General features: G+C 61.5%; 16 protein-coding genes and 1 pseudogene. 12 read left to right on the forward strand and 5 right to left on the reverse strand.

What is annotated here, in order from left to right:
• Positions 1 to 483: 483 nt before the first annotated feature.
• A complete protein-coding gene (locus LOC54_RS02415) occupies positions 484 to 2,322 on the reverse strand; it encodes an ABC-F family ATP-binding cassette domain-containing protein (RefSeq protein WP_279312229.1) in 1,839 nt (612 codons plus the stop codon).
• Between the two features lie 103 nt (positions 2,323 to 2,425).
• On the reverse strand, positions 2,426 to 3,151 hold the full coding sequence (locus LOC54_RS02420; RefSeq protein WP_279312230.1) for a PhyR family response regulator anti-anti-sigma factor: 726 nt from the start codon (positions 3,149 to 3,151) through the stop codon (positions 2,426 to 2,428).
• Positions 3,152 to 3,235: 84 nt separating this feature from the next.
• Here LOC54_RS02420 and LOC54_RS02425 point away from each other — a divergent pair, with 84 nt between their 5' ends.
• From LOC54_RS02425 to LOC54_RS02440, 4 genes are all read left to right on the forward strand, one after another.
• Positions 3,236 to 3,775 (forward strand): sigma-70 family RNA polymerase sigma factor, encoded by a 540-nt coding sequence (locus tag LOC54_RS02425; RefSeq protein ID WP_279312231.1) that lies wholly within the window; start codon positions 3,236 to 3,238, stop codon positions 3,773 to 3,775.
• Positions 3,776 to 3,859: 84 nt separating this feature from the next.
• A complete protein-coding gene (locus LOC54_RS02430; RefSeq protein ID WP_279312232.1) occupies positions 3,860 to 4,450 on the forward strand; it encodes a sigma-70 family RNA polymerase sigma factor in 591 nt (196 codons plus the stop codon).
• Entirely contained in the window at positions 4,451 to 4,702 is a 252-nt protein-coding gene (locus LOC54_RS02435) for a NepR family anti-sigma factor (RefSeq protein WP_347709381.1), read from the forward strand.
• A 113-nt stretch (positions 4,703 to 4,815) separates the two neighbouring features.
• Complete coding sequence (locus tag LOC54_RS02440) at positions 4,816 to 6,543, forward strand: sensor histidine kinase (protein ID WP_279312233.1); 1,728 nt, start codon at positions 4,816 to 4,818, stop codon at positions 6,541 to 6,543.
• 45 nt (positions 6,544 to 6,588) lie between these two features.
• Here the strand turns inward: LOC54_RS02440 and LOC54_RS02445 are convergent, their stop codons facing one another.
• On the reverse strand, positions 6,589 to 7,041 hold the full coding sequence (locus tag LOC54_RS02445) for a hypothetical protein (RefSeq protein ID WP_279312234.1): 453 nt from the start codon (positions 7,039 to 7,041) through the stop codon (positions 6,589 to 6,591).
• A 109-nt stretch (positions 7,042 to 7,150) separates the two neighbouring features.
• Between LOC54_RS02445 and LOC54_RS02450 the strand changes: the two genes are divergently transcribed.
• The gene (locus tag LOC54_RS02450; protein ID WP_279312235.1) at positions 7,151 to 7,315 is read left to right on the forward strand and encodes a hypothetical protein; all 165 of its coding nucleotides are present in this window, start codon (positions 7,151 to 7,153) and stop codon (positions 7,313 to 7,315) included.
• Between the two features lie 54 nt (positions 7,316 to 7,369).
• On the opposite strand, the pseudogene LOC54_RS12325 reads toward LOC54_RS02450, so the two are convergent.
• A pseudogene (locus LOC54_RS12325) lies at positions 7,370 to 7,633 on the reverse strand (4Fe-4S cluster-binding domain-containing protein); the annotation flags it as partial.
• A 12-nt stretch (positions 7,634 to 7,645) separates the two neighbouring features.
• Positions 7,646 to 7,897: a hypothetical protein gene (locus tag LOC54_RS02455; protein WP_279312236.1), complete on the reverse strand. Its 252-nt coding sequence runs from the start codon at positions 7,895 to 7,897 to the stop codon at positions 7,646 to 7,648.
• 278 nt (positions 7,898 to 8,175) lie between these two features.
• Between LOC54_RS02455 and LOC54_RS02460 the strand changes: the two genes are divergently transcribed.
• The 7 genes from LOC54_RS02460 (at position 8,176) to glpK (ending at position 18,331) form a co-directional block, all read left to right on the forward strand.
• On the forward strand, positions 8,176 to 9,930 hold the full coding sequence (locus LOC54_RS02460; RefSeq protein WP_279312237.1) for an ABC transporter ATP-binding protein/permease: 1,755 nt from the start codon (positions 8,176 to 8,178) through the stop codon (positions 9,928 to 9,930).
• Positions 9,931 to 9,932: 2 nt separating this feature from the next.
• Complete coding sequence (gene cydC, locus LOC54_RS02465; RefSeq protein WP_279312259.1) at positions 9,933 to 11,651, forward strand: thiol reductant ABC exporter subunit CydC; 1,719 nt, start codon at positions 9,933 to 9,935, stop codon at positions 11,649 to 11,651.
• Between the two features lie 56 nt (positions 11,652 to 11,707).
• Positions 11,708 to 13,552 (forward strand): DNA helicase RecQ, encoded by a 1,845-nt coding sequence (recQ, locus tag LOC54_RS02470; protein ID WP_279312260.1) that lies wholly within the window; start codon positions 11,708 to 11,710, stop codon positions 13,550 to 13,552.
• A complete protein-coding gene (locus tag LOC54_RS02475) occupies positions 13,549 to 14,322 on the forward strand; it encodes a DeoR family transcriptional regulator (RefSeq protein WP_279312238.1) in 774 nt (257 codons plus the stop codon). The genes recQ and LOC54_RS02475 overlap by 4 nt, the downstream gene beginning before the upstream one ends.
• 87 nt (positions 14,323 to 14,409) lie before the next feature.
• Positions 14,410 to 15,930, forward strand: a complete 1,521-nt coding sequence (glpD, locus tag LOC54_RS02480) for a glycerol-3-phosphate dehydrogenase (protein WP_279312239.1) — start codon at positions 14,410 to 14,412, stop codon at positions 15,928 to 15,930.
• A gap of 49 nt (positions 15,931 to 15,979) precedes the next feature.
• The gene (locus LOC54_RS02485; protein ID WP_279312240.1) at positions 15,980 to 16,795 is read left to right on the forward strand and encodes an aquaporin family protein; all 816 of its coding nucleotides are present in this window, start codon (positions 15,980 to 15,982) and stop codon (positions 16,793 to 16,795) included.
• Positions 16,796 to 16,843: 48 nt separating this feature from the next.
• Positions 16,844 to 18,331: a glycerol kinase GlpK gene (gene glpK / locus LOC54_RS02490; RefSeq protein WP_279312241.1), complete on the forward strand. Its 1,488-nt coding sequence runs from the start codon at positions 16,844 to 16,846 to the stop codon at positions 18,329 to 18,331.
• The last annotated feature ends 32 nt before the right edge of the window (positions 18,332 to 18,363 follow it).

Genomic DNA, 18,363 nt, shown 5'->3' on the forward strand with positions numbered 1-18,363 from the left:
CCTCCCCAAATCAAGAGAATCAGAACTGACGCCAATCGTCACTTCACACACAAGTCAGCGGCTACCGCCTTTGGTATAACGGCCAGTCCGAGAGGGTGAAGGGGAGCATTGTCACGTTCCCTGTGGCAACGTTGATGACGCCGCCCGTGACGCATCCGGCACCGCATCCCCATGTTGTCAGAACAAAATGTCCGGCAAAATTAACGGGCTGGCTTCTGGCCTTACGCAGCATTGTTGCGAACCGGCGTTCTCTATCTGAGCGAAGTCTGAGCTGTGGCCGGCGGGCGGGTTCTGTCACCTGAACTTTATGGTCGGAAAATGATTCCGTGGCGGCGGATGTGATGCCCGGGCACAGCGAGGCTGAGAGGCACAGAATGAGAGGGATTTTGTGATGTCTCAGTGCCATTGATGCTTTTTCGGGAAGCTTCGGTGCGTCTTTGCCGGTATTTTTCGATATCGGGCGGGTGTGCGGGGCGGATGGAATCAGCCCTGATCGCCGGAGGCGAGGGTTTCCTTTTTCATTTCCAGTTCCAGCCACTGTTCTTCCGCGCGGGTGAGATTTTCCTCTGTGGTGGTCAGCTGGTCCGTGAGGGATGTGAATTTTTTCGGGTCTTTTGTGTAGAGCCCGGGGTCTGCGAGGGTTTCGCGCAGGGTGCTGATCCGTGTCTCGAGCGCTGCTATTTCTTCGGGCAGTCTGTCGAGCGCGTGCTGGTCCTTGTAGCTCAGTTTTTTCCGGGGGGCGCTGCGTTGTGCCGGTGTGGCTTGTGCCGGTGTGGCTGCGGCGGCCGGGGTCTGGGTCTGGCGGGATACGGGCGGTTCGGAGGCCTGTGTGAAGCTGTTCCGCAGGGCGAGCATGTCGCTGTATCCGCCTGCGTATTCGACCCATGATCCGTTACCTTCCGCGACGAGGACGGAGGTTGCGACGCGGTCGAGGAAGTCTCGGTCGTGGCTGACGAGTATGACGGTGCCGTCATAGGCGGCGAGCATGTCCTGAAGCAGGTCGAGGGTTTCGATATCGAGATCGTTTGTCGGTTCGTCGAGGATCAGGAGGTTGGAGGGTTTTGCGAGGGCGCAGGCGAGCATGAGCCGTCCGCGTTCTCCGCCTGAGAGATTTCCGACGGGGGTTCTGGCCTGTTCGGGCCGGAACAGGAAGTCTTTCATATAGCCGATGACGTGGCGTTTTTCCGATCCGACCTGGACGATATCTCCGCTGCCGCCTGTGAGGGTGTCGCTTAATGTGGTGTCGGGGCTGAGGGTCTGGCGCTGCTGGTCCAGTGTGACCATGGAGAGGGATGCGCCTGTGGTGACGGTTCCGCTGTCGGGCTGATCCGCTCCGGTGAGCAGGCGAAGCAGGGTGGTTTTTCCCGCGCCGTTGGGGCCGACGATTCCGAGGCGGTCTCCGCGCAGGACCCGGAGGTCGAGGTTTCTGACGATCGGGCGTTCGCCCCATGATTTCGAGATATTTTCCGCGACGGTGATGAGTTTTCCTGATGTTCCGGCGGCGTGGGATGTCAGGGTGACGTTGCCCTGTGCGCGGACGGTTTCGCGGCGTGTGGTTCTGAGGGCGGCGAGTTCCGCGACGCGGCGGACGTTGCGTTTGCGGCGTGCGGTGACGCCGTAGCGCATCCAGTCTTCTTCCCGGGCGATCTGGCGGTCGAGTTTATGAAGGTCGCGCTCTTCCTGTTCGAGCACGTCTTCCCGCCAGGCTTCGAATTTCGCGAAGCTCTGATCCAGTCTGCGGCTTGTTCCGCGATCGAGCCACACCACGCTTTTCGAGACGGTTTCGAGCATGCGGCGGTCATGGCTGATGATGACGATGGCGGTGCGCAGGGAGAGCAGTTCGCGTTCCAGCCATTCGATGGCCGGGACGTCGAGATGGTTTGTCGGCTCATCCAGCAGCAGGACGTCGGGTTCTGCGGCGAGAACGCGGGCGAGGGCGCAGCGGCGGGCTTCTCCGCCGGAGAGATGGGCCGGGTTTTCCTCTCCGGTCATTCCCAGTGCGCTGAGCATGGCGGTTGCGCGCCAGTCCTGCGTGGGGTCGGTCAGTCCGGCCTGCACGTAGTCCAGGGTTGTTGCGTGGCCTGAGAGGTCCGGTTCCTGGGGGAGGTATTGCAGGGCGCATCCGGGCTGGAGGAAGCGGGTTCCTGAATCGGCCTGCAGCATGCCTGCGGCGATTTTCAGCAATGTGGACTTGCCGGAGCCGTTCCGGCCGACGAGGCAGATTTTCTCTCCGGGTGCGACGGAGAGTTCCGCGCCTCCGAGGAGGGGTTTTCCGCCGAGGGTGAGAGTGATGTCCTGGAGTGCGAGAACCGGGGGTGCCATGCGCGGGAGACTGGTCCGGGGGGCGGGATCACGCAAGGGGCGGGGAGAAAAAAACTGCCTGCCGGGGGCGTGATCCGGGGAACGGGGTTTTATGGCGGCTGATTCAGGGGACGCGGACGCCGCCGGATGTGGCCTGGTATGTTGCGATGGCGAGTGTTGTGGGTTCGAAGGGTTTTGTGATGACGAAGGCCGGTTCCACGGTGTTTCCGGTCAGGAGGGATTCGGGATAGGCGGTGACGAAGATGACCGGGACGTCGTTGTCCCGGAGGATTTCGGCCACGGCCTCGATCCCGTTCCCGCCGGTTCCGAGGTTGATGTCTGCGAGGATGAGGCCGGGTTTCTGTTCCCGGGCAAGCGCCACGGCCTCTTTGTGTGTGTGGGCGACGCCGGCGATCGTGTGTCCGCAGGCCCGGACCTGGTCTTCGATGTCCATGGCGATGACGGGTTCGTCCTCGATGATGAGGATCGAGGTCCGGGCGGAGGCTTTCAGAGTTTCATATGTTTTCGCGAGCAGCGTGTCTGCCTGATCGGGGGACAGTCTGAGGACGTCTGCGGCTTCTTCCTCCGGGAGGTCTTCGAGTGAGATCAGGAGGAGGAGGCACCGGCTGGTGATGTCTTCCGCGTCTGAAAGAACTCTTGCGGCCCGTTCGCAAATGGCCTGATACAGGGTGAGGCGGGCGGCGAGCTGGCCGGAGGGGCTTCGTGAGAGATCCCGCAGACTTTCTGCAACGAGAAGATCGCCGTCGGACTGGCTTCCGGTAAGGGCCCGGGCGAAGCGGCGCGCATAGGGAAGGGTACGGATGAGTTCGCTTCGCTGCGACTCAGACATCAGGGTCGACTCCTTTGCGCGTCTGGTAACGGTTGCGGGTCATTACGATTGCATGGTCTGCACGCATCCGAAAGGGTACTTGATGTGAGAGACGCGGAGGGTGGCATAAAAACCACGGAAAATCAGAACTTTCGTGGTTCTCTGGTTTCGCTGCTGCCTGCTCTTCGTGGTTTCGCGCGGTTTCTGACCCATGATCCGGTCCGTGCGGATGATCTGGTTCAGGAGACGATCGTCCGTGCTCTGGCGGCTCAGGACCAGTTTACCGAGGGGACGAGTCAGAAGGCGTGGATGTTTACGATTCTGCGGAATCTGTTTTTCGAGCAGGTCCGCAGGCACCGGCGTGAGGCTGAGGTGATGGATGAGGCGGAGGCGGGGATCAGTCTGTCTCATGCGCCGCGTGCTGTCATTCAGGATGACATCCGGGATCTGGACCGGATGCTGCGGGATCTTCCGCCCCGGATGCGTGAGGCTCTGATTCTTGTTGCGGCTCAGGGGATGAGCTGTGAGGAGGTTGCCCTGATCACCGGGGTTGCGGTGGGCACGGTGAAGGCGCGGGTGTCGAGGGCGCGGCGGCTTCTGTCCGAGCAGCGTGCCGCGGGGGGTGTTCCGTCCGGCGTTGCGTGACCTCACGTTCATGTGAAGATGAATTCGCAACCTTTCGTTTTTCCCGTTCATTGATGTTTCAAAAGTGCAGGGAGAACGAAAACGATGTCAGATACATTTCATGACCAGATGGTGGTGATTCTCCCGAAGCTTCGCGTGCAGGCTCTGGCTCTGACCCGCAACCGTGCAGCGGCTGAGGATCTGGTTCAGGATGCGGTGTGCAATGCGCTGTCGGCGCAGGACAGTTTTACGCCGGGTACGAATTTTGCGGCCTGGATGCACAGGATTCTGAGAAACCGCTTCATTTCCGATCTGCGCCGCAAGCGGGCGACGACGGATATTGATGATGTTCCGGGCAGCTTTCTTTCCACTGATCCGGACCAGGAAGATCGTCTGGCTGTGAAGGATCTGGCGCTTGCGCTGGGTCTTCTGCCGGCTGACCAGCGTGAGGCTCTGGTTCTTGTTGTGCTTCAGGGGATGAGTTATCAGGAGCTCGCGGAAATTGCCGGGTGTGCTGTAGGAACGGCCAAGAGCAGGGTGTTCCGGGCCCGGCGTCAGCTTGAGGCCTGGATGTCCGGCGATCTTCCGTCCGATGACAGGCTGCGTCAGAAGGCGGGCGAGCTGCGCGAGATGCTGCTTCGTCGCCGGAGAACCTCGACTTCCGTTTCCGGCCGTTCCGAGCCGGAGATGGTCTGAATGGGGGCCGCGGTCGTGTTGATTTCTGGTGTGGGCGAATGGCTGCGGGCTGATGGCTATTACTACGGATCGGGGTGTTTTCTTATGACGGAGAAGGACAGGAAGTCCGGAGCGTCAGGGAAGGCTGCGGATCCTGTATTTGATCTGTGGCTGCGCAAGGGGCTGCATCAGCTGTTTGATGATGTGGCCAGCGAGCCGGTTCCGCAGGAGCTTCTGGACCTGATTGAGCAGAGCAGGGGCAAGCCGGATTAGGGTTTCCCTGTCCGGCTTTATGGTCAGGCTGCCCGCGGGAGGGCGCTCCGGGATGTGTGACGAGGGCCGGTCTGTGCATGTTACGCGCGCTACGTAGATTGCTTGGCAGGCGTATGGCTTCGGTCAACGCCCGGCTGTCAGTGATCGTGATCGGGTCTCTTGCTCCGGTTTCCGTTCTCGGCAGCATTCTGATCTGGAACAGCTATCAGCAGTGGACGCGGCCTTCCGAGGTCGGGCTTCAGGATCTGGTCCGGAGGATGAAGTTCCGGCTCAACCATGATGTTGACCGGATCGGTTCCGTTCTTGAGACCACGGCGGTTCTTGATCCCTATTCCGAGCTTTTTGCCCGTGACGTTATGCTGGTTCAGAATCTCAGCGGGAGCAGGTTCTGTTTTATCGGCAGTGTGAAGCCGTCCGGCGAGATCGGGCGGTCGGGTGAGCTGACGTCTTCGGGCGGGAACTGTGAGCACGTTGTCGTCTCCCATGTTCAGCGGACCGGCAATCCGCCTTTTTCCGTCGTGACTGACCGGGGTGTTCCCTATCTGCTGATTATGGTCGGGGCGTTTTCTCCGTCTGCGACGTACAGTGATTCCAGCCGGGAGGTTCCGCAGGGTCAGGTTGTGGCGGCGATGCCGCTTGAGCAGAGCATTCTGCCACTGATATCGGACACGCATGGTTCGGTTCATCCTGAGGAGGGGCTGGAGGGGAGTCAGGTCTGGCTTCTGAACAAGGACGCCGGTGCTGTTGCCATCTGTCCGGAGTGTGGCTGGACGCTGCCGCCGGACATTCTTTCTGATTCCCGTGTAAAGGCTGTTTTTTCGGCATCGGGAGACCAGCGGCGGACTCTGGCGGATGCCTGGGTTTCAAAGGGGTATCTCTGGCAGACGGCGTATCTGGGGGGGGCGGTGCCTGTTCTGGCGGGCAAGCCTCTGTCTCCGGCCGAGCGCAGTGCGGGCAGTCTGTTTGTTGTCTGGCTGGCTGTTCTGGCCGGGATGCTGACGGCGGCTCTGATCGGGGTTGCGATCGGTGCGAGGGAGCTTGTCCTGCGTCCCGTGCAGAAGCTCAAGGCGGCTGCGGTGAGCTGGGAGAAGACGGGTCAGTTTCAGGTCAGCCGCCGGGGGATGCCTCTGGAGTTCCGTCAGTTTGTCTGGGCGTTTCATCTGGTGACGGCGCGTCTCTCGCGCAGGGAGACCGAGCTTGAGCTGTCTCTTGAGGGGCAGCGTGAGCTTCTTAAGGAAGCGCATCACCGTGTGAAGAACAATCTTCAGATCATTGCGTCTCTTCTCAATCTTCAGGCGAGCCGGATTGCCGATCGGGAGGCGAAGGCTCAGGTTCTGCGGGCGCGTGAGCGTGTGCGGTCTCTGGGGACGCTGCACCGGTATCTTTATGACAGCGGGGATACCAAGAGCTTTCATGTCCGGCCTTTTCTGCGTGAGCTGAGCGCGCAGATCGTTCTGAGCGGGAGTTCCGCGCGGGAGGGGGCAGCGGAGGTGCGTCTGCATTTTGATGCGGATGACATTACCCTGACGCCGGATCAGGCGGTGCCTCTGACTCTTCTTCTGACGGAGATCATGACCAACGCGGTGCAGTATGCGTTTCCGGATGGTCGTCAGGGGAAGGTTTCTCTTCTTGTGCGGAAGGAGGGGAACATGGCGACGGTTCGTGCCGGGGATAACGGGATTGGCATGACGAAGGAGAGTTCCGGGCTTGGCCTGCGTCTGATCAACGGGTTTTCCCGGCAGCTTGGTGCGAGGATGTCTGTCAAAAGCCGTCCGGATGAGGGGACGTGGTTTACGTTCCGGGGGATTGTTCTGGCGGATCCGCCGGAGCCTTTCTCCTGAGGGAGGCGTGGCTTCGGCGGTGTTCTGATCCGGGCTGTCTCGTGTTCAGGGTGTGAGTTCGGGATGTGTGCGGGGGGTGCTGTCGGCACCGGCTGTCTGTCTGAGGCAGGCGCGGGCCAGTTCGGGCAGCATGTTCCGGGATGTGTCGTGGTTGTATTCCCGGGCCAGCAGGGCGTGGATGAACAGGGCGGTCTGCGGCTGTGCGAGGATGTCCTGTATGGCGCTCCGCACGGGTCCGTCCTGGCAGACATCGAAGCAGAAATCGCAGGTGCTCAGGGGCCAGTAGGTTTCAAAGCGGCTGTCATGTGCGACGAGCTGTTCGCGCAGCCAGTCGAAGCCGAGTGACTTGATGGCGGCCCAGAGCGTGTTTTCCTGTTCCCGTCGTGTTGTCTGTTCCGGGCTGTCCAGCAGGATATTTCCGAAATCGAGCGGGTGTGCGCGGGTTCTGAGCGAGACGATGGTGTTGCAGCAGGGGATGACGCGTCCGTCCTCGAACACGTGTGGTCCGGTTGAGGGGCACAGCCCGTAGCGTGTTGCGCTTCTTCCGGTCTGAGAAATCCGCTGAGTTCGTCGCGGAGTTTTTTTCCTCATCCGTCATGATTTCAGCATGGGTGAGGCGGACGGTTATTTTTGCCTTGCGGGCGCGCATGGCTTTCATGGCGTTGTGGACGTGGCCCAGGGGGATGAAGGACTGGTGATGCACGTCTGTCGAGACGGTCATGAATTTTATGTCCGGGACGGCGGCGAGCGCTTTCTCGCAGCTTTCCGGTGATTTTGCCCAGAAGGCGCTGGTGATCGCGCCGTAGCGTGCGCCGTGTCCGGAGACGATGGCGGCGAACTGTCTGAGTTCTCTGGTGTGATGGAAGGGTTCTCCGCCTGTGAAGGTGACGAAGCTGACGTTGGGGCGCAGGCGGAGATAGTCTCCGAAGGCTTCTGCGAGGCCCGGGGCGCCGCGGTTCGTGTCCGGGGAGGAGCCTGAGACGCAGTGGGCGCATTTCAGCGGACAGGAGTTGGTGACAGATATGGCGATATGCTCGCCATATCTGCTCAGCTCGAAGTCCGGGGCGGGTTCTGAGCTGAATGTGGTCATGATATCAGGGCTTCAGATATCGATGACGGTGATGATCGTCTTGATCATCGCGGCGTTGTCGATGCCGTTTTTAATACCGTAATCCGTCAGGCGCCTGCGGAGCACATCTCCGGAGACACCGAAGAATTTGGCCCGGTTTGCGGGACTTTCGAAGAATGTATCCGGATCATTTGCGAGGGTGCTGAGATCGGCGTTTGTCAGTTCGGGGACGGAGAGCTTTGAAGAGGAGGACTGGGAGTAGGGATTTTTGACGACGCGGGCCATATTTTTATTTCCGTGTCCAGGAATTTAGAAAAAATTGCAAATATTTTTACTTGCAAGTGCCTGAGTCGCACTCATTCAGTATTATAAATATTTACCGATTCGCCATATTTAATTGGTTATTATTTGTATCTTATCTTTTCCGGTTCAGAAAATGACATCGTTTCATGCGGAACTGTTGCAGAGCGGGAACAGCGTGCCGGGCGGGTTCTGACGGTGGCACACGGCACCTTTTCGTCTGGTGACTGTCTCGTTGTCCGGGAGTCCGGTATAGAGCCGGTATGAGCGACACTAAGGCAGCGATACGGCTCTGGACGAAGGCGCAGATGCGGCTGGGGTTCAGGGCGGGCAGTCCCGTTATTCTGATATCCATGGTTTCCGCGCTTCTGGGGGCGGGGCAGATGTGGTGCCTTGCATCGGTGCTCGGGCCGGTTCTGGCGCGTACGATGGCCGGGGGCGGTGCGGAGCCGGAGGCCGGCATGGCTGACGGTGTTCCTTTATGGGGTGTGGCCGGGTTTGCGGTCTGTGCGCTTTTGCGGGTCGTGGCGGGGATCGTGTCCGAGGGGCTGGCCGCGCGGGCCGGAGAGGTGGCGCGGCGGCGTCTGCGGCGGGACGTTATGGGGCGTGTCGTGGCGCATGGTCCTGCGCTGCTGCGGCGCAGTCACAGCGGGGCGTTTGCGGCTCTGATCGTTGACCGGATCGAGGCGGCTGACGGGTATTTCTCGCGCTGGGTTCCGGCTTCGGTTCTGTGGATGGCGATCCCGGCTCTTCTGCTTGTGTGTGCTTTTGCGGTTCAGCCGTTTGCAGCTCTGATCCTTCTGGTTTGCGGTGCGGCGGTTCCGGTGTGTCAGGCGGTGTTCGGGATCGGTGCGGCGGTTGCGTCGCGCAATCAGTTTCTGGCGATGACGCGGCTTCAGGCGCGGTTTCTTGACCGTATCCGCGGGATTGCGACGATTGTTCTGGCGGGCCGGGCTGAGGATGAGGCGCGGCGTCTGGCGGAGGCGGCGTCTGATCTGCGTGTCCGGACGATGAAAATCCTGCGTGTTGCGTTTCTGTCCTCTGCCTCCATCGATGTTGCGATGGTTGTGGCCCTGATCGGGATCGCGCTTGCGGATGCGCATGGTGTGAGCGGGATTCAGGCGATGATTTCGGCGCATCCGGATCATGTTGCGGCTCCGGCTGCTGCGGTGACGCGGGGGATGTTCGTTCTTCTGCTTGTTCCTGAGTATTTCGCGCCGTTCCGTGGTCTTGCCCTGGCCTATCAGGATCGTGCCCATGCCCAGGGGCTGGCGTCTTCGGTTCTGGAGCTTCCGGAGCTTGCGGAGCGCGAGGCGGGGGCGCCTTTGCAGTCTGTCGGGCCGGAGGGGGTTTCTGTTGCGTTCGAGGATGTGAGTTTTACGTGGGACCCGGCGCGGGGGCAGGCTCTTTCGGATGTGAGTTTTGCCGTCCCCGCGGGGCAGGCGCTGATTCTTTCGGGGGTTTCGGGGTCTGGCAAATCGACTGTCATGGAGCTTCTGCTTGGCTTTGTGCGTCCTGGCAGCGGTCGTGTTCTGTTCAGTGGCACGGATCTGCGGGATATCGCACCGGACAGTCTGGCGCGGATGACGTCCTGGATCGGGCAGCGTCCGGTTCTTTTTGCCGGGACGCTGCGTGAGAACGTTCTGTTCGCGCGTCCGGAGGCGACGGAGGCGGAGTTGTTTACGGCGCTGCGTGCGGCGGCTGTGGACCGGTTTCTTCCGTCTCTTCCCGATGGTCTGGATACGCCGGTGGGTGAGGGCGGGTTTGGTCTTTCCGGCGGGCAGGCGCAGCGTGTTGCGATTGCCCGGGCCTGGCTGAAGGATGCGCCGCTTCTGCTTCTGGATGAGCCGACGGCGCATCTCGATCCTGCGACGGAGGCGGATGTGTTTGAGAGTCTGCGGCGTCTTGCGGCGCGGCGGACGGTGATCATGGCGACGCATTCGGGGGCGGCTGAGGCGATTTCCGGGCATCGTGTCGTTCTGTCGGGTGGCTGTGTCGTCCGGGGTTCGGAGGTCTGATGATGCGCGGGCGTAGAAAATCCAGCGAGGCTCTGGCGGATCTTGCCGGGCAGGAGGAGGCTCTGACGGATGTTGCGGCGATCCGTGAGGTTGTCGGTCTGTGGAAGCCGCAGCGTGTGCGGCTGGTGACGGGTGTCGTGCTTTCGGTTGTGGCTCTGGGCTGTGGTCTGGCGCTGATGCGCGGGGCCGGTCTGCGGTATTCGGGGGCTGTGACCGGGGCTCTGGTCGTGGGGTCTTCGGCTCTGGCCGTTCTGGGTGTGTGTCGGGTTGTTTTCCGTTATGCCGAGCGGCTTTATGCGCACGGGGCGATGTTCCGGGCTCTGGCGGATCTGCGCGTGTGGTTTTTCCGCAGGCTGGCGGGCGGGGCTGCGGCGGGGCTTGGTTTCCGCCGTGCGGGGGAGCTTTTGTCGCGGCTTGTGAGCGATATCGAGGCTCTGGACGGGCTTTATCTTCGTGTGCTTCTGCCTGCCGTTGCGGCCTGCGTGATCCTGCCGGTTCTGTGGTTTGCTCTGGCGCGTTATGACGTGCCTCTGGCGTCTGCCGTGGTGCTTCTGTTTCTGGTGTCCTGTTTTGTCGTTCCGGTGACGGCGATGCGGATCAGCCGCCAGGAGGGGGGTGTTCAGCTTCAGGCTCTGGGGCGTCTGCGCGTGGGGGTTCTGGATCTTGTGAGCGGGATTCGTGAGATCCGTGCGTTCGGGTCCGAGGAGCGGATGCTCGGTCGGGTGCGTGAGGCGGATGAGGAGCTGATGCGGTGTCAGGCGGCTCTGGCGTGGCGGATGGCTCTGGCGGATGGTGTGTCGCGGCTGTGCGGTTATGGTGCGGTTGTGCTTCTGCTTCTGGCCGTGACGGGGACGGGGTTTTCGGTGCTTCCCGTTGTTCCGGCTGTCGGTCTGATCTTTCTGGTTCTGGCGGGATTTGAGAGCGTGTCGTCCCTGACGCGGGCGGGGATGCTGTCCGGCATGATGGGGGCTGCGGCGCGGCGTGTGGTCGCGGCTGCGGGGCCTGAGGAGCGGCGAGTGCGTGCGGGGGGCGGTGCGCTGCTTCCGGCGCCGGAGGAGACGGATATCCGGTTTGATTCCGTGACGTTCCGCTGGCGCGAGGACGGTCCGAAGGTTCTGGATCGTCTCAGCCTTGATATTCCTGCCGGGTCGCGCGTTGTGATCCTTGGTCCGTCGGGAGCGGGGAAGTCCAGCCTGGCGGCTCTGCTTCTCAAGGTTGTCTCCCCTGAGGGCGGGCGGATTCTTCTGGGCGGGGCTGATCTTGCGTCGGTTTCGGATGTGTCCGTGCGGCAGCGTGTGGCGTGGCTGTCTCAGGCGACGCATCTGTTTGATGATACGATCCGTGCCAATCTTCTGCTCGGGCGTCCGGACGCGTCTGAGGATGATCTGTGGCGGGCTCTGGATGATGCGGCTGTCGGCGATGTGGTTCGTGAGCTGCCGCAGGGTCTTGATACCTGGCTGGGTGAGGGTGGTGTTCGCGTGTCCGGTGGTCAGGGGCGGCGGATTGCGCTGGCGCGGACGCTTCTGTCCGGTGCGCCGGTTCTGCTTCTGGATGAGCCTGCGACGGGTCTCGATTCACAGACGGAGATGGAGTTTCTGGCCACTCTGAACCGTGTGGCTGAGGGGCGGACGGTGATTCTGATCGCGCATCGTCTGACCGGTGTGGAAAAACCTGATTACGTCTGGAAAATTTCCGAAGGTCAGGCCATCCTGGTTTCGTGACTGATTTTTTTGCAGATATTGCGGATGATCCGGGCTGGGTTCCCGGTGAGGATCAGGTGAGTGTCCGCGACCGGTTTGTCGGGCGCGATCCTGCTCTGGTTCTGCGGGAGGTTTTCGGGTTTCCGGATTTCCGGGGGCTTCAGGCTCAGGCGGTCGGGCGTGTCATGGACGGGCGGGATGTGCTTGTCCTGATGCCCACGGGTGGCGGGAAGAGTGTCTGCTACCAGGTTCCGGGGCTGTGCCGTCCGGGGACGGGGCTTGTGATTTCTCCGCTGATTGCGCTGATGGATGATCAGGTGGCGGCCCTGAGGCAGCTCGGGATCAATGCCGGGGCGCTGCATTCGGAGCTTCCTGCGGAGGAGGCGGCGCGGGTCCGTTCCGATCTTGCGGCCGGTGAGCTGGATTTTCTCTATATTTCTCCCGAGCGTCTTCTGGCTCCGGGGATGGTTGCGCGGCTGTCGCGGCAGCGTGTGTCCGTGATTGCGATTGATGAGGCGCATTGTATTTCGGCCTGGGGGCATGAGTTCCGGCCGGAGTATCGTGCTCTGGCCTGTCTTCCGGAGTCCTTTCCCGGGGTTCCGCGGATTGCCCTGACGGCGACGGCGGATGCGCGGACGCGGCAGGACATTCTTTCGGCTCTGGCGATGCCAGAGGCGGAGACGCTTGTTGCGAGTTTCCACCGGTCCAATCTGTTTATCTCTGCCCTGCCCAAGGGTGGGGAGATGCGACAGCTCGTTTCGGCTCTGGCACCGCATGAGGGGGCGGCGTGTATTGTCTACTGCGGCAGCCGTGCGCGGACCGAGCGTGTTGCCGCGTCGCTCGTGACGCAGGGCTGGCCGGCTCTGGCCTATCATGCGGCGCTGTCTCCGCAGGAGAAGCGTGCGGCTCTGATCCGGTTCCGTTCGGGGGAGCCGGTTGTGATTGTCGCGACGGTTGCGTTCGGGATGGGGATTGACCGTCCGGACGTGCGGGCGGTGATTCATCTGGACATGCCGTCGTCTCCGGAGGGGTATTATCAGCAGATCGGGCGTGCGGGGCGTGATGGTCTGCCGTCGGATACGCTTCTGCTTTATGGCGGGGAGGACATGGTCCGGGCGCGGTACTGGCTGGATCAGTCCCAGGCTCCGGACAGTGAGAAGCGGATCATGCGCGGGCGTCTGGAGGCGATGAATGCGCTGACGGAGACGACGGGCTGCCGGACGACGGCGCTTCTGGCGTGTTTCGGTGAGGTTCTGTCCGGGCCCTGCGGGCATTGTGACAACTGCCGGACGCCGGTTGCGACGTTTGACGGGACGGAGGCGGCGCGCAAGCTGCTGTCTGCGGTTTACCGGACGGGACAGCGGTTCGGTCTGATCCATGTCATCAATGTTCTGCGCGGGAAGGTGACGGAGTCCGTGGAGAAGCACGGGCATGAGCGGCTTTCGGTGTGGGGGATCGGGAAGGATCAGGGGGAGGCGTTCTGGCGCAGTGTCAGCCGTCAGCTGATTGCCAGGGGCATTCTGATGGCGCCGGATGATCACGGGGGGCTGGCTCTGGATCAGGAGCGGGCGCGGCCTGTTCTGCGCGGGGAGGAGGAGATCCGGATGCGGGTTGATCCTCTTGTTCCCAAGGAAGAGCGGCGTCCGGGTGTCTCGCGCAATGCGGTTCCGGAGGATCTTCCGGAGGAGGCGCGGCGGCGGTTTGTTGCGCTGCGGTCCTGGCGGCGGAGTGAGGCGCAGGAGCAGGACATTCCGCCTTATGTCATTTTCCATGACTCGGTTCTGCACGATATTGCTCTGGACTGTCCGGATTCGATTGCGACCCTGGGAGAGGTTCGCGGGGTCGGGCGGTCCAAGCTGGAGCGGTATGGCGCGGCGGTTCTGGCGGTTCTGGCGCGTGACCGGGCGGAGCAGGCGGGATGAATCCGAGGCATCAGGCGATTATTTCCGAGGTCTGCCGCAGGGGATATGCCTCTCATGAGGATCTGGCGCGGCTGTCGGGGGTTGCGGTTCAGACGATCCGGCGTGACGTGCGGACCCTGGCGGATGCGGGGCTGCTGATCCGGCATCACGGGGGAGCGGCGGCTCCGTCTTCTGTTGAGAATATTGATTATTACGACAGGAAAATTCTTGATCGCAGCAAGAAGGAGGCGATCGGGGCCTGTGCGGCTGCGGCCATTCCGGACGGGGCGTCCCTGTTTGTGAATATCGGCACGACGACGGAGGCTTTTGCGCGGGCTCTGTCGGGGCATGCGCGGCTGCGTGTGATTACGAACAACCTGCATGTCGCGAGTGTTCTGGCGCGGGATCCGGAGTGCCGTGTCGTGGTGGCGGGCGGGACGGTGCGGGTGCGGGACGGGGGGATTCTCGGGCCTGCGGCTCTGGAGGTTCTGGAGGGGTATCGTGCCGATTACGGCGTGGTCGGGATCAGCGGAATCGATGAGGACGGGACGCTTCTGGATTTCGATGCGGATGAGGTGCGCTGCGCGCGGACGATCATGCGGAACTCGCGGCATGTTTTTCTGTTAGCGGATCATACGAAGTTCAGTCGCCGGCCGCTGGTGAGGGCAGGGCATATTTCGCAGGTGAGTGCGTTTTTCACGGATCGTCCGCCGCCGCTGCCGGTGCGGGAGATTCTGGAGAAGAGCGGGGTTGCGCTTCACATTGCGCCAGATGTTCGGAAGCGAACATAAATATGTTCGGTTTTACTTGCTTCCTGAGTGAATGTTCGTTTACGAATAAAGGCGAGCACTTGCCAGAAACAGCGAACGGGACCCGTCATGTCTGCACAGGAAAAACCGGTTTATGACCTGCTGATCATCGGCGGAGGGGTGAACGGGACCGGAATTGCGCGTGATGCGGCCGGGCGCGGGGCGTCTGTTCTGCTGGTCGAGCAGGATGATCTTGCCAGCTATACCTCCTCTTCCAGCACGAAGCTGATTCATGGCGGTCTGCGGTATCTGGAATATTACGAGTTCCGGCTGGTGCGCGAGGCGCTGATCGAGCGCGACCGTCTGCTGGCGATTGCGCCGCACATCATGTGGCCGCTGCGTTTCGTGCTGCCGCATTCGAAGGATCTGCGCCCGCGCTGGATGCTGCGTGCGGGTCTGTTCCTTTATGATCATCTTGCGCCGAAGATGAAGCTTCCGAAGTCCCGCGGGGTGAAGCTGCGGCAGCATTCTGCCGGGCGTCCTTTGAAGCCTGAATATGAGTATGGTTTCATCTATTCTGACGGCTGGGTTCAGGACAGCCGTCTGGTGGTGCTCAATGCGATGGATGCGCGGGATCGCGGGGCGGAGATCCGCACGCGGACGATGCTGACGGGGGCGCGTCGTGAGGGTGAGTTCTGGGAGGCTGATCTTCAGGACATGTCCGGCAGCAGCGGGGTGACGTCCTCGGTGCGGGCGCGTGCGATTGTCAATGCGGGTGGTCCGTGGGTTGCGCATCTTCTGAACCGTCAGCTTTCGGTGTCTCATTCCAAGACCGTGCGTCTTGTGAAGGGGAGCCACATTGTCGTTCCGCAGATTTTTGACGGGCCGCAGTGTTATATTTTCCAGAATCCGGATAGGCGGATCGTGTTTGCCATTCCCTATGAGCAGAAGTTTACGCTGATCGGCACGACGGATGAGGCGTGGAATGCGGAGCCGGGCCGTGTGGAGATTTCTCCGGCTGAGGTGAGCTATCTGTGTGAGAGTGTGAACAGGTATTTCACGACGAATGTGAAGCCGTCCGATGCGGTGTGGAGCTATGCCGGTCTGCGTCCGCTTTATGATGATGCGGCCAAGAATGCGTCTGCCGTGACGCGCGATTACGTTCTGGATCTGGACACGCAGGGCGGTGCGCCGCTTCTGTCGATTTTCGGTGGCAAGATCACGACGTTCCGCAAGCTTGCCGAACATGCTCTGGAGAAGCTGGAGCCGGTTCTGCCTGCAGTTCGTGGCGGGTCCTGGACGGCGGATGCGGCTCTGCCGGGCGGTGATCTGGGTGTCGGCGGGTTTGAGGGGGCTCTGGCCCGTCTGAGGGCTGCGGCGCCGTTCCTGCCGGAGCAGCTGGCCTGGCGTCTGATGCGCAGCTACGGCACGCGGGCTTATGAGATTCTCGGTTCGGCTCAGTCCATGGCTGATCTGGGGACGGATCTCGGGGGTGGTCTGACCACGCGCGAGGTTGACTATCTGGTTTCACAGGAGTGGGTCCGCCGTCCGGAGGATGTTCTGTGGCGCCGGAGCAAGCTTGGTCTGCATCTGTCGGCGAAGGAGCGTGAGGCTGTTGCGGACTATGTGAATTCAGTCGTTTCCGGCTGAGACCGGATGGTCCGGTCTGGCCTGTTTCGCTGTGAGAAGAAGAACAGAAATGAGCGAAGGCAGGAAGTTTATCGGCGAGCTGATCGCTGAGTGTATTGCGGTATTTATCATCATCGTTTTCGGGGATTCCGTGGCGGCGATGTATACGCTTTATGATCCCAGCCCGTACAAGCTGGCGTACTGGGGGGTTTGTATTGTCTGGGGTCTGAGCGTGACCATTGCGATCTACACCACGGGGATGGTTTCGGGGACGCATGCCAATCCGGCGGTGACGCTGGCTCTGGCTCTGTTCCGCGGGTTTCCGTGGCGCAAGACGGTTCCTTATGTTGCGGCTCAGGTTGTCGGGGGCTTTCTGGGTGCGATTGTGGTCTATGCGCTGTTTTCTCCCGTGATTGATCATTTTGCCCTCACGCACGGGATTGACCGTCTGCATGACGGGGCTGCGGCGGGTGTGTTCTTCACGCATCCGGGTGATTTCATCACGCCGATGCATGCGTTTTCTGATGAGATCATTCTGACGGCGATGCTGGTGTTCGGGATTTTCGCGATCACCTATGAGTTCAACACGATGGCTCCGACGGCCAATATGGGCGCGCTGATGATTGGTCTTCTGGTCGCGATCATCGGGGCCAGTGCCGGTTATCTGGAGGCCTGGGCGATCAATCCGGCGCGTGATTTCGGGCCGCGTCTGTTCTGCTGGTTTGCCGGCTGGGGCGGGCAGGCGCTTCCGGGTCCGATGAATTACTGGTGGGTTCCGGTTGTTGCGCCGCTGATCGGCGGTGTGATCGGCGGCGGTGCTTTCCAGTGTCTTCTCAAGCCCTTTATGGCGGACAGGCGGGTTCCGGATGAGCTGTCCGGCAACTGAATCATCAGGCAACTGCATCATCCTGACGAGGCAAGAAGGAATATAAGAATGACCAGACAGGATCGTATTCTGGCGATTGACCAGGGCACCACGTCCACCCGCAGCATCGTTTTTGACCGTGAAGGTCGTGAGCTGTCGGTCGCGCGGCGGGAGTTTACGCAGCATTATCCCAATGCCGGCTGGGTTGAGCATGATCCGGAGGATATCTGGCGCGACACGGTGGATACGGCGCGCGAGGCCGTGGAGGCGTCGGGCGGTGCGGAGACGATTGCGGCGATCGGCATTACGAACCAGCGTGAGACGATTGTCGTGTGGGATCGTGCGACGGGTCAGCCGGTTTACAATGCGATTGTCTGGCAGGATCGCCGCACGGCGCGTCTGTGTGCGCGTCTGAAGGAGAAGGGTCGGGAGGCTCTGGTGACGGAGCGGACCGGTCTTGTTCTGGATCCGTATTTCTCTGCGACCAAGCTGGCCTGGATTCTTGAGAATGTTGAGGGCGTCCGGGCGCGTGCCGAGAAGGGTGAGCTTGCGGCCGGGACGATTGACTGTTTCCTGCTGTGGCGTCTGACGGGCGGTCGTGTTCATGCGACGGATATTACGAATGCGTCGAGGACGATGCTGTTCGATATTCATCGTCAGCAGTGGGATGACGATCTTCTTGCGATGGTCGGGGTTCCGAAATCCCTGCTTCCGGAGGTGAGGGATAACAGCTGTATTTTCGGCGAGACCGATCCCGAGATTCTGGGCCGTTCCGTTCCTGTTGCGGGGATGGGGGGTGATCAGCAGTGTGCGGTTGTCGGTCAGGCGTGTTTCGAGCCGGGTTCCGTGAAGTCCACCTATGGCACGGGCTGTTTCGTTCTGATGAACACGGGTGACAAGCCTGTGAAATCGACGCAGCGGATGCTGACGACGGTTGCCTACCGGATTGATGGCCGGACGGCCTATGCTCTGGAGGGGTCTGCGTTTGTGGCCGGTGCGGCGATCAAGTGGCTGCGTGACGGGCTGCATCTGATCACGCATGCGTCCCAGACCGATGACATGGCGACGCGGATTCCGCATTCGCATGGTGTTTACATGGTTCCGGGCTTTGTCGGTCTTGGTGCACCGCACTGGGAGCCTGAGGCGCGGGGTCTGATCAGCGGTCTGACGCTGGATGCGACGGCGGCGCATATCGCGCGTGCGGCGCTCGAGTCCGTGGCTTATCAGACCTATGATCTCGTGAAGGCGATGGTCAGTGACGGGGGTGCCCGTCCGACGCAGCTTCGCGTGGATGGCGGCATGTCTGCCAATGACTGGCTCTGTCAGTTTCTTGCGGACATGGTTCAGACGGATGTGGAGCGTCCGGCCCAGATCGAGACGACGGCCATGGGGGCGGCGTTCCTGGCCGGTATCGGTGCGGGTCTGTGGTCTGATCTGGATGAGGTTGCCTCGGTCTGGTCGCGTGGCAGGCTGTTCAGTCCGAAGATGGAGGACGGGCAGCGTCAGAGCATGCTGGATGGCTGGCACAGGGCGGTTCGTCGCGCTCTGGTGAAATAAGGGCGCGGGTGCGGGGTTTTCCTGTGCTAGAA

This window comes from Acetobacter sp. AN02 (genome assembly GCF_029759835.1).
Taxonomy (GTDB): Bacteria; Pseudomonadota; Alphaproteobacteria; order Acetobacterales; family Acetobacteraceae; genus Acetobacter.